Source organism: Streptomyces sp., assembly GCF_019510245.1.
In the GTDB taxonomy this organism is placed as follows: Bacteria; Actinomycetota; Actinomycetes; order Streptomycetales; family Streptomycetaceae; genus Streptomyces.
In genome coordinates, this window is record NZ_JAEKKT010000342.1 from 1 (window position 1) to 9,459 (window position 9,459).

At 67.7% G+C, this 9,459-nt stretch carries 12 protein-coding genes and 1 pseudogene; 9 read left to right on the forward strand and 4 right to left on the reverse strand.

Features of this window, described 5'->3' with window-relative positions; translation table 11 throughout:
• From JF597_RS50895 to JF597_RS50915, 5 genes and pseudogenes are all read left to right on the forward strand, one after another.
• Nucleotides 1-209, forward strand: a pseudogene (locus JF597_RS50895) (hypothetical protein); the annotation flags it as partial.
• Between the two features lie 15 nt (nucleotides 210-224).
• Nucleotides 225-857, forward strand: a complete 633-nt coding sequence (locus JF597_RS50900) for a hypothetical protein (RefSeq protein WP_294013266.1) — start codon at nucleotides 225-227, stop codon at nucleotides 855-857.
• Entirely contained in the window at nucleotides 854-1,156 is a 303-nt protein-coding gene (locus tag JF597_RS50905; protein WP_294013269.1) for a hypothetical protein, read from the forward strand. Before JF597_RS50900 ends, JF597_RS50905 begins: the two co-directional genes overlap by 4 nt.
• Nucleotides 1,157-1,227: 71 nt before the next feature.
• The gene (locus JF597_RS50910) at nucleotides 1,228-2,544 is read left to right on the forward strand and encodes a hypothetical protein (RefSeq protein WP_294013272.1); all 1,317 of its coding nucleotides are present in this window, start codon (nucleotides 1,228-1,230) and stop codon (nucleotides 2,542-2,544) included.
• A gap of 5 nt (nucleotides 2,545-2,549) precedes the next feature.
• The gene (locus JF597_RS50915; protein ID WP_294013275.1) at nucleotides 2,550-3,137 is read left to right on the forward strand and encodes a hypothetical protein; all 588 of its coding nucleotides are present in this window, start codon (nucleotides 2,550-2,552) and stop codon (nucleotides 3,135-3,137) included.
• Here the strand turns inward: JF597_RS50915 and JF597_RS50920 are convergent.
• The 4 genes from JF597_RS50920 to JF597_RS50935 are packed head-to-tail and all read right to left on the reverse strand — an operon-like array spanning nucleotide 3,120 to nucleotide 5,406.
• Nucleotides 3,120-3,671 (reverse strand): hypothetical protein, encoded by a 552-nt coding sequence (locus JF597_RS50920; protein WP_294013277.1) that lies wholly within the window; start codon nucleotides 3,669-3,671, stop codon nucleotides 3,120-3,122. The two genes, JF597_RS50915 and JF597_RS50920, sit on opposite strands and share 18 nt — an antisense overlap.
• A gap of 46 nt (nucleotides 3,672-3,717) precedes the next feature.
• Nucleotides 3,718-4,353: a hypothetical protein gene (locus JF597_RS50925; RefSeq protein ID WP_294013279.1), complete on the reverse strand. Its 636-nt coding sequence runs from the start codon at nucleotides 4,351-4,353 to the stop codon at nucleotides 3,718-3,720.
• Nucleotides 4,354-4,357: 4 nt separating this feature from the next.
• Complete coding sequence (locus JF597_RS50930) at nucleotides 4,358-4,543, reverse strand: DUF397 domain-containing protein (protein WP_294013280.1); 186 nt, start codon at nucleotides 4,541-4,543, stop codon at nucleotides 4,358-4,360.
• Between the two features lie 11 nt (nucleotides 4,544-4,554).
• A complete protein-coding gene (locus JF597_RS50935; RefSeq protein WP_294013283.1) occupies nucleotides 4,555-5,406 on the reverse strand; it encodes a helix-turn-helix transcriptional regulator in 852 nt (283 codons plus the stop codon).
• Between the two features lie 219 nt (nucleotides 5,407-5,625).
• On the opposite strand from JF597_RS50935, the gene JF597_RS50940 reads away from it, so the two are divergent.
• The 4 genes from JF597_RS50940 to JF597_RS50955 all read left to right on the forward strand — a co-directional run.
• Entirely contained in the window at nucleotides 5,626-6,075 is a 450-nt protein-coding gene (locus JF597_RS50940; RefSeq protein WP_294013286.1) for an ATP-binding protein, read from the forward strand.
• 118 nt (nucleotides 6,076-6,193) lie between these two features.
• Nucleotides 6,194-7,132, forward strand: a complete 939-nt coding sequence (locus JF597_RS50945; protein WP_294013289.1) for a hypothetical protein — start codon at nucleotides 6,194-6,196, stop codon at nucleotides 7,130-7,132.
• Between the two features lie 159 nt (nucleotides 7,133-7,291).
• Nucleotides 7,292-8,659: a nitrate/nitrite transporter gene (locus JF597_RS50950; RefSeq protein ID WP_294013292.1), complete on the forward strand. Its 1,368-nt coding sequence runs from the start codon at nucleotides 7,292-7,294 to the stop codon at nucleotides 8,657-8,659.
• An 88-nt stretch (nucleotides 8,660-8,747) separates the two neighbouring features.
• Nucleotides 8,748-9,459: uroporphyrinogen-III synthase (locus JF597_RS50955; protein ID WP_294013295.1), on the forward strand; the 712-nt coding region annotated here is incomplete at its 3' end.

Below are 9,459 nucleotides of genomic sequence, written 5' to 3' on the forward strand. Positions count from 1 at the left end.
CCTACGCCAAGGGGAAGGCCGGTGAGACGCCACCCTGTGGAGTGAAGTACCTGCACTCCTCGGGCACGGGCTCGTACCCGCTCAAGGCAACGATCACCTGGAAGATCAGTTGGACGGGCACGGGAGGGGCGGGCGGAAGCCTGGATGACGGGACCTTCGGGGCCACCCAGAATGTCATTGTGCAGGAGATCCAGTCCGTCAACCGATGAGAGACATTTGGGGCCGTGCCTGAGCGAACGAACAACTGTGGCGAACAGGCGGTTCGTCAGTCACCTGCCTTTGGGCTGATCACGCCGGAGGACTGGTACCGCATTCCGCTGCAGCCATCGGATCGGCGTGAGGCCTCGATCAGTGCCTTGATCCGGCGGCAGTTCGCCGGGGTGGACGATCAGCCCGTGCTGCGCCGAAAGGCGGACGAACAGCTTCGTGGTGCTGCCGAGGCGGGGGCCGAGCGAGGTGGTGTGGCGCTGTATCTGTCGTTCCTGGAAGCGGGCGGTATCCCACTCTCGGCGTCGTTGCTGGTGTCGCTGCTCGACGAGAAGTTCGACAGTCTTGATGCGGTGGCAGCTCTGAGCGGCTCAGGCGAGGTCGAGCCCGTGACCCTCCCCGCCGCTGGGCGCGCGGCTCGGTTGCTGAGGCGTGAGCGGACCAAGGCGTCACGTCGGCTGGGATCCGAGTTTCAGGACACGATCGTGGAGTACTTCGTACCGGTCCTGGATCGCGACAGCGTGCTGATGTTGACGTTCAGTACGCCGCTGGAGCCGATCGCGGATGCCATGGTGGAGCTGTTCGATGCCGTGGCCGCGACCTTGCGCTGGCGTCACGAGGGCGAGGAGACGACGGGGGCACAGGCGTGAGCAAGAGACTCAAGGTTTCGACCGATGACCTGCACACGGTGGGGGCAGGCTTGCGTTCCGTGGCAACGGAATTCGAGGGGCTCGACAAACTCATGGATGCCTACGACCGCCGCACCGTTGGGCACAAGCTCCTCTATGAGCGGTTGCAGGCCTTCTCCGACGGCTGGGACGACAACCGCAAGAAGATGGTCGAGGAGATCCAGGGACTCGGGCAATTGGCCCACGAGGCGGGCAAGGCCTACACGGAGTTGGACACAGCGCTCTACAACGCGCTGGTGGGCAAAGGGCAGAAGAAGTGAGCCGTCCGGCGGACCACAGATGGGAAGTGCTGGGGGAGAGCGGCGATCCCGTCCCCGGTGAGGTCCACGAGATGGAAGCACTCTCACGCCGGTTCGAGGCCACGGCGAAGACCATCTCCGACACCGTCGCGGCGCTGCGTCGTCTCGGCAATCTGGACAGCTGGGACTCCGACGCGGGACGCGCTTTCGCAGACAAGGCGAACGACACCGCGCAGACGGTGAGTAAGGCTCAGGACCGCTACGCCGACGCCGGAGCGGCGCTCAGGGAGTACTACACCGATCTGGAAACCATCCAGGGCGACGCTGACCGCCTCCTCACCCAGGCGGAACAACAGCACGACGATCTGTCCGCGGCACGCTCCAAGGCCGAGAACCCGCCCAAAGGCACAGACAAGGACGGGCAGGGCAGGCTCGACAAGAAGGTGACTGACCTTCAGGGCGGACTCGACGACCTCCGGGACAAACTGGCAGCGGTGAAGACCCGCCATGAGAACGCGGGGAACAAGGCTGCGCAGCGCATCCATGACACCACGCACGGTGACGGGCTCAACGACTCCTGGCTGGACAACCTACGGTCCACGTTGACCTGGGTCGCCAATGCTGCCGGTGCCATTGCGGCGGTCTGCGGGGTAGTGTCCCTTCTCGTCGGCTGGATCCCGGTCATCGGGCAGGCGATCGCCGGCGTCCTGGGAACCGTCGCGTTGGTGATGACCGTGGTCTCTCTCGCCTGCCACCTTCTGCTCGCCATCAACGGAGACGGCTCCTGGAGCGATGTGGCCATGGACGTCCTCGGGCTCGCGACCTTCGGCGTGGGCCGCGTTTTCTCGGCAGGTTCCAAGCTCGCGGCCACGGTCGGACGCAGCCGTGTGTGGACCGCCGCCACACAGTACGTCCGTGCCTGGAACCCGACGCTCGGTACCGCGGCCAGACGGGCTCTCGTGATCGAGATGGTCGGGCAGCGCGCCGGCGCGGTGCCCGCCGTCGCACTCCCTGATGTGTCGTTCGCCGCCGCGTTCAAGGGCCTGAAAGGCTCCTTTGTGGACGATCTGGGTGCCGTGCGAAGCAACTGGCGGGATCTGTTCAAGGTCGGTGACAACCTGGCTGCGGCCCGCAGTGCGTACAACACTGCCGGGATACGTGGTCTGGCCAGCATGTATGTGGGACCGGGCATGGTGGACGAACTCGGCCGTATGAGGAACGTGTCGTCCGCGGACCTCGACTTCATCGGCGCGCCCGATGCCTTCAAGAAAGCCTTGTCCTACAACGCATGGGCCCTTGGGGCCACAGGCATCGGAGCGACTTCCGACACCAACAGCTTCATCGGGCTGTGGGGCGAGGACCCGGACATCGATGTGACTGGTCCCGACGCCGGGCTCGCCGGAAAGTGAGCCTCGTGGAGACGGCTGAAAACTGGCGTGAGTGCCTGGTCGCATTGACCCCTTCGGAGAACTGGGTGGTCCTCGACCTGGGACGCGAAGACCCGGAAAGGTGGTCGCAGGAAGTCTCGGAACAGCACATCGGCACCGACTCCCCGTCGGAGTCGCGTCGCGCGTTCGCCGAAGACCTTCTCTGGTACTGGGGCACCGCCGTACGACAACGGGCGATGTGCGCGGCGCTGTTTGCTCCGCCGAACGGCGTGGTCCTTGCCAGCTACACCGTGCGGGAGTTGCAGGCCCCTCCGGAGGCCTTGCACATCGACGTGCTCAGGGCCGAGGCAGCCATCTCGGAAGGCCCCTTCTTCGGGAAACCCGCGCTCACCGAGGTAGATCTACCTCTGGGACCAGCACTCCGAGTCCACCGTTTCGAGCCCACCGCTCCTGAGACCGATACCAGCGCGATCCTGGAAGGCGTGGCTCATTACGTGCTGCCCCGGGACCATCCCACGCTCCTGGAATGCCGGCTCTTGTGGAAGACGCTGGGACTGGGGGAGGAACTGACGCGCATCGCCGACGAACTGGCGAACTCAGTCCGCCTGCTGTGAGCCCGATGAGCGATGCGACCCGAAGCGGTCTCCTACGACCCCTCCCAATCCCACCTTTTCCCACGGGACCATGGCCAGTGGCATCCAACTGAAACCGATGGCGAAGACGGCAACAAGAGTGGTGACGCCCTGCGGAAAGATCCATCCCACCTGGGACACGACGATCGACCCGACCAGGAGATAGACGCCGAAGAGGATGAGGGCGAGCACCTTGAGCAGGGCTGAACGTGGGCCGACCGGACGCTCCTGGTCACCACCCCGCACCATGCCGAACAGGATCGTCGGGAGCGTCAGCCCGATGACCCCGCCCGCAGCGATGCCGCCGACGACCAGTGCGGTGTGTCCGTGGTCAGGCACCATCGCCGAGAACGGTGACGCGTCCGCCAACTTGCTCATGAACAAGACACCTGCGAAGGCTCCCAGCGTCATCGTGGCCAGGACGGCGAGTGCGCCTACCCCGAAGAGGATGTTTCCCAGGCGGGAGCGCTGAGGGCGCTGCGCGGTGGAGCCCTCGTTCCTCGAAGCATCGGGCATGAGCTCTCGCATTCCTGAGTGGGGTCCGGAAGAGGATAACGAGCAGTCACTCGTCGAACCACGCCACCAGCCGTACGTTTCCCACCCCGTGCACCCCCGCCAGGGCCTCCATCACCGTCCACACCGGCGCCCACGGGCCGTCCACCGGAACCGCGTCGCGGCGGCGGGCGCGTTCGGCTCGGTAGAGCGTGGTGCCGGCGGTCCATTCCGTGCCCTCGGGGTGGAGGCCGGCCAGGTCCGCCGGGGACGTGGTGAGTGTGTTGATGCCGCTCGCCCGCGCGAAGCCTCCGCTCCAGTCGTGGTGGTGGATCAGGCGGAGGGCGCCGTCCGGGGTGCGATGGTAGCGGCTGATGTGGGTGGTGCGGGGGATAGCCGGTTCCGTCCAGTCGATCGCCCTCGCCTCCGGCCAGGTCAGCCAGGTCTCCGCGAAGGCCGCAGCCGCCCAGGTGGCGTGTTCTGCACGGACCTCGGGGGACGTGTCCGGAGGTAGGCCTCGGTTCGCCGCCACCGGGCGCCACGTGGCGTCGAAGTCGCGTACTCCGAAGAGGCAGGCGAAGCCGTCGTAGTCCCGCGGCATGCCCAGCATCGGCAGGCTGATCGCCGGGGACCAGGCCGTCTCGTCGTGGTTCAGGCCTTCGCGCCAGGTGCGGCACTCGATCCAGCCGTGGATGTCCGTTCCCATGCGGTCACCGTGGCCGGGGCGGTACCAGGCAGGAGACGAAGTGGGCCCAGGCGGCGGGCGCTACGGTGAGGTGGGGGCCGGTGGTGTGCTTCGAGTCGCGGATGCGGATGGTTGAGGGGACGTTGGCTACCTCGACGCAGTTGGAAGCGTCGCCGCTGTAGGTGGACTTCTGCCAGGTGGGCTCGGACATGGCGGGATTCCTCAGAGTTCCTGGGTGATGCGGTGGATGAGGTCTCGGGACGCTTGCGGGTTGAGGGCGCTCGCCTCCATGTGGTCGACCACTGAACGGTACTTGTTCAACTGAGCCTCCCCGTCCAGGAATTCGCAGCCGTGGTGGGTGTCCAGCTGCACCGTGTCGAGCTGCGGTACCGCCCCCGCGACATAGTCGATTCCCTGGCCTGTGCCGTGGAAGCTCGCTTCGCCGAAGGGGATGACCCGGACGGTGATGTGGGCGAGTTCGCTCATGGCGACGAGGTGCTTGAGCTGAGCGGCGGCTACGTCCCGGCCGCCGAACCCCATCCTGAGCGCCGCCTCGTGAATGGTTGCCGTATAGGGGGTGGGATCGGTCTTGTGGAGGATGCCCTGGCGCTTGATGCGGTGAGTGAGGCGATGTTCGATCTCGTACTGCTGGAGCGGCGGGAAGACCGCACGGAAGAGTGCCCGTGCGTGGTCCGTCGTCTGCAGCAGGGCCGGGACATGGATAACCAGGGCCACGCGCAACCCGGACGCGTGGTGCTCCAGTTCGGCCAGGTCGATCAATCCGGCGGGCAGATGATCGCGGTACTCGTCCCACCAGCCGCGTCTGCGGCCGCCGGTCATCGCGGCGAGGGCTTCGACCAGTGCTGTGTCGGCACAACTGTACGTACGGGCAATGCTGCGTACGCGGTCGGCGCTCACGGCGTAGCGGCCTGACTCGATGTTGCTGATCTGTGCCTGTTTGAGGCCGAGTAGTCCTGCGGCGGCGGTGGATGTGAGCCCGGAGTGCTCCCTGAGCTTGCGCAACTCGGCGCCGAGACGTTGCTGGCGCAAGGTGGGGGTGGTGCTGGGCGGCACTGAGCCCTCTCTCGTCATGACGTTCCCGTGAGTCACCCACAGGAGGTAAATGTCAAGGCTTTCCCTCGGGTGATGTCAATTATTACATCGTGGCGCTCTATGGTGATTCTGCGTCGCCCAACTCCCCGCCCATAAGCCGGAAGCGCACCCCTACGGCAGAGCCACCGCCCGGCGCGGTAGGTGAGCGAACCCGAGTCCCGTCTCTCGTCGGAGGTCACCGTGGACACCGTATCCCCGCCCGACACCTGGGCGTACGCCCTTCGCCTGCCCCATGATCCGCGCGCGGCACGCGTCGCACGTATGACCGTGCGGGCGGCGCTCAGCGGCCATGGCAGGGGAGAGGTTCTCGACATCGTCGAGCTGCTGACGTCCGAATTGGTCACCAACGCCTACCGGCACACACACGGTCCCGCCTCCCTCCGGCTCACCGCTCTCGCGGACGGTCGGCTGCGGGTCGGGGTCTGGGACAGTCACCCGCGTATCCCCGCCCCCTTCGGGGAGCCTCCCCGGGACCGTGTGCCGTATGTCCCGGCGGAAGCCGAGCGGGGGCGGGGCCTGCGGCTCGTGCAGGAGTACGCGGACTCGTGGGGCGGCCTGTCCGTCGGAGACGGTGGGCCCTTGGACCGCGGTGCCGGGAAGCTGCTGTGGTTCGAGGTCCGCGAGCGCTGACGGCGGGTCAAGCTCCGGTCAATCCACCCGGTGGCCGTTCTCCCGGTGCATGCCACATGGAACACTTCCTGCGTTGCAGAAGTGAAAAGAGTGGCTCGACCGACGGGGAGCGGATGCGATGAGCGTGCGGCAGACACGGAAGATGTTCCAGTTGATGGCCAGTGGTGAGCCCGTTGAGCTCTCCAACGCCTGGGGCTCCGTGAAGAAGCTCGCCCGGCTCGCCTTCGTCGCCCAGCAGTTCGGGTACGAGTACGCCGACGCCCGCCACACCGGCTCCCGCAACAACGTGCTCAAACTACTGATCGTGCCGGATCACAGCCCGCAGGGGCGGGCCCGCGCCGCGCAGAACTGGGCGCAGTACCCGAACGCCGCCGACGGTGTCTCGCTGCCGCCCCTCGTCCCCGACGCCGTCGAACTCCTCAAGGCCCGGATCCAGTTCGACCTCACCGGGAAGAACGCCGAGAAGCGCATGCTGCTCGGGGCCGGGGGCATCACCCTCGGGCTGGTGCTGGCCGCTGCGCGCGCCGGCGGGAGTGCGGGTGCCTTCGTCGTCTCCGGTGTCGTATGGGCCCTCCTCATGGCGGTCATGGGGCTCGGGTTCTTCGTCACGCGCGGGCGCAACGCCAAGTTCGCGCAGCGACTCCAGGCCGCCGGATTCATGCCGGTGACGGGCGAGGGCGGACGGGTGCGGTATCTGCCGCCCGGCACGCCCATTCCCATGCAACAAGGCTCCATGCAGCAGGGTCCCATGCAACACCCCCAGTACCAGCCTCAGTACCAGCCTCAGTACCAGCCCCCGCAGCAGCCCGGCCCCTACGGCCCGTACGGCGGCGGCCAGCCCGGCCAGCCCGGCTACGGCCCCTACGGCGGCCAGCCCCCCGCCGCTCCCGCCCCCGCCGGTTACGGTCAGCAGCCCCCCGGCCCCTACATCCCCGGCCCCTACGCCCCGCCCCAGCAGCCCGCCGGGCCGTACGCCGCCCCTCAGCAGCCCGCAGGGCCGTACGCCCCCGGCCCCTACCACCAGCAGCCCCAGCAGCCGCCGTACCCCTCCCGCTGACCCGGCGCCCGGAACGGACCTCTCACCCGCCCTCTTCCCGGGGTGAGAGCAACGTTCCCTTCCGGTCACCCACAGCCACAGCGCGGAAACGACGCCTCCCTACCTTCGTGGCCTAGTTACTCGTAGCAGACCGAGCACGCGGAGCACCGTGGAGGCGTCATGACAGCCCCATCCCCTACTTCCCGTAGTCGCTGGATCCAGGAGTGGGATCCGGAGGACGAGACATTCTGGAAAGAGACCGGGGAGAAGATCGCCCGCCGCAATCTGTTCTTCTCCGTGCTCTCCGAGCACATCGGGTTCTCGATCTGGACCCTGTGGTCCGTGCTGGTTCTCTTCATGGGGCCGGAGTACGGGCTGACCCCGGCCGACAAGTTCCTGCTGACGTCGATGGTGACCCTGGTCGGTGCCGTCGTGCGCGTGCCCTACACCTTCGCCGTCGCGATCTTCGGCGGGCGGAACTGGACGATCATCTCGGCCAGCCTGCTGCTCATCCCGAGCGTTGCCGCGTTCGCCGTCATGAAGCCGGGGACGTCGTTCGACACCTTCCTGTGGATCGGGCTCCTCGCCGGCATCGGCGGGGGCAATTTCGCCTCCTCCATGACCAACATCAACGCCTTCTTCCCGCTGAAGAAGAAGGGGTGGGCGCTCGGGCTCAACGCGGGCGGCGGCAACATCGGTGTGGCGGCGATCCAGCTGGTGGCCCTCGCCGTCATCGGCGCCAACGGCGGGCCGCGGGTGCTGCTGGGGATCTACATCCCGCTCATCGTCGTCGCCGCGGTCCTCGCCGCGCTCTTCATGGACAACATCGAGAACGTCAAGAACGACACCGGTGCCGCCAAGGACGCCGCGAAGGACGCCCACACCTGGATCATGTCCCTCCTCTACATCGGGACGTTCGGCTCCTTCATCGGCTACAGCTTCGCCTTCGGCCAGGTGCTGACGAACCAGTTCGGCCGTACGCCGCTGCAGGCCACGTACCTCACCTTCATGGGCCCCCTGCTCGGCTCGCTGATCCGGCCCGTGGGCGGCTGGCTCGCCGACAAGTACGGCGGCGCGAAGATCACTGTCTACAACTACGTCGCCATGGCCGCCGCCACCGCTGTCCTGGTCGTCGCCAGCATGCAGAAGTCGCTGCCGCTGTTCGTCGTCGCGTTCGTGGTGCTGTTCTCGCTCACCGGAATCGGTAACGGCTCGACGTTCAAGATGATCCCCGGCATCTTCCAGACCAAGGCCCTCGCCAAGGGGCTGGAGGGTGAGGACGCGGTCAAGTACGGGCGTCGGCTCTCCGGTGCCTCCATGGGCCTCATCGGCGCGGTCGGCGCGCTCGGCGGCGTCGGCATCAACCTCGCCTTCCGGCAGTCCTTCCTCTCCTACGGCTCCGGCACCGGCGCGTTCGTCGCCTTCCTGGCCTACTACGGCCTCTGTTTCGCCATCACCTGGGCCGTATACCTTCGCCGGCCGGCCGCGCAGCAGCGGTCCGCCACCGCCACCGAGGCAAAGGCGCAGCTCAGCTACGCCGAGGTGTGACGTAACACTGGTGACATGAACCCGAACCGAGCCTGTCACGCACCGTTGACAGGCTCGTTCGGCATGCGGGTCAGCTAGGAGAGCAGCCATGGACGAGGAACAGCAGCAGCGGCCGGAGCCCGGCCGGCACGGCCCTCTCGCGGGGTTCACCGTGGGGGTCACGGCCGCGCGCCGCGCCGACGAGCTCGGGGCGCTGCTGCAGCGGCGCGGTGCCGCTGTGCTGCACGCCCCCGCCCTGCGCATCGTGCCGCTCGCGGACGACGGCGAGCTGCTCGCCGCCACGAAGGAGATCATCGACCAGGCGCCGGACGTCGTCGTGGCGACCACCGCGATCGGTTTCCGGGGGTGGGTCGAGGCCGCGGACGGGTGGGGTTTCGGCGAGCAGTTGCTGCAAAGGCTGCGGAACGTCGAGTTGCTCGCGCGCGGACCCAAGGTGAAGGGGGCGATCCGGGCCGCCGGGCTGACCGAGGAGTGGTCGCCGTCCTCCGAGTCCATGGCCGAGGTGCTCGACCGGCTCCTGGAGGAGGGCGTGGACGGCCGCCGCATCGCCGTACAGCTGCACGGGGAGCCGCTGCCGGGGTTCGTGGAGTCGCTGCGGGCGGCGGGCGCGGAGGTGCTGCCGGTGCCGGTGTACCGGTGGATGCCGCCGGAGGACCTGGGCCCGGTGGACCGGCTCCTGGACGCCGTCGTCTCCCGCTCGGTCGACGCGATCACCTTCACCAGCGCCCCCGCCGCGGCCTCCCTCGTCTCCCGCGCCGAGCACCGCGGGCTGCTCGGCGACCTGCTCGCCGCCCTCGGCC

Excerpts from the sequence above, each read along its gene's own strand:
- JF597_RS50910 (WP_294013272.1), top strand. The coding sequence starts at position 1,228 with ATGGAAGCACTCTCACGCCGGTTCGAGGCCACGGCGAAGACCATCTCC.
- JF597_RS50920 (WP_294013277.1), bottom strand. The coding sequence starts at position 3,671 with ATGCCCGATGCTTCGAGGAACGAGGGCTCCACCGCGCAGCGCCCTCAG.
- JF597_RS50925 (WP_294013279.1), bottom strand. The coding sequence starts at position 4,353 with ATGGGAACGGACATCCACGGCTGGATCGAGTGCCGCACCTGGCGCGAA.
- JF597_RS50930 (WP_294013280.1), bottom strand. The coding sequence starts at position 4,543 with ATGTCCGAGCCCACCTGGCAGAAGTCCACCTACAGCGGCGACGCTTCC.
- JF597_RS50945 (WP_294013289.1), top strand. The coding sequence starts at position 6,194 with ATGAGCGTGCGGCAGACACGGAAGATGTTCCAGTTGATGGCCAGTGGT.
- JF597_RS50950 (WP_294013292.1), top strand. The coding sequence starts at position 7,292 with ATGACAGCCCCATCCCCTACTTCCCGTAGTCGCTGGATCCAGGAGTGG.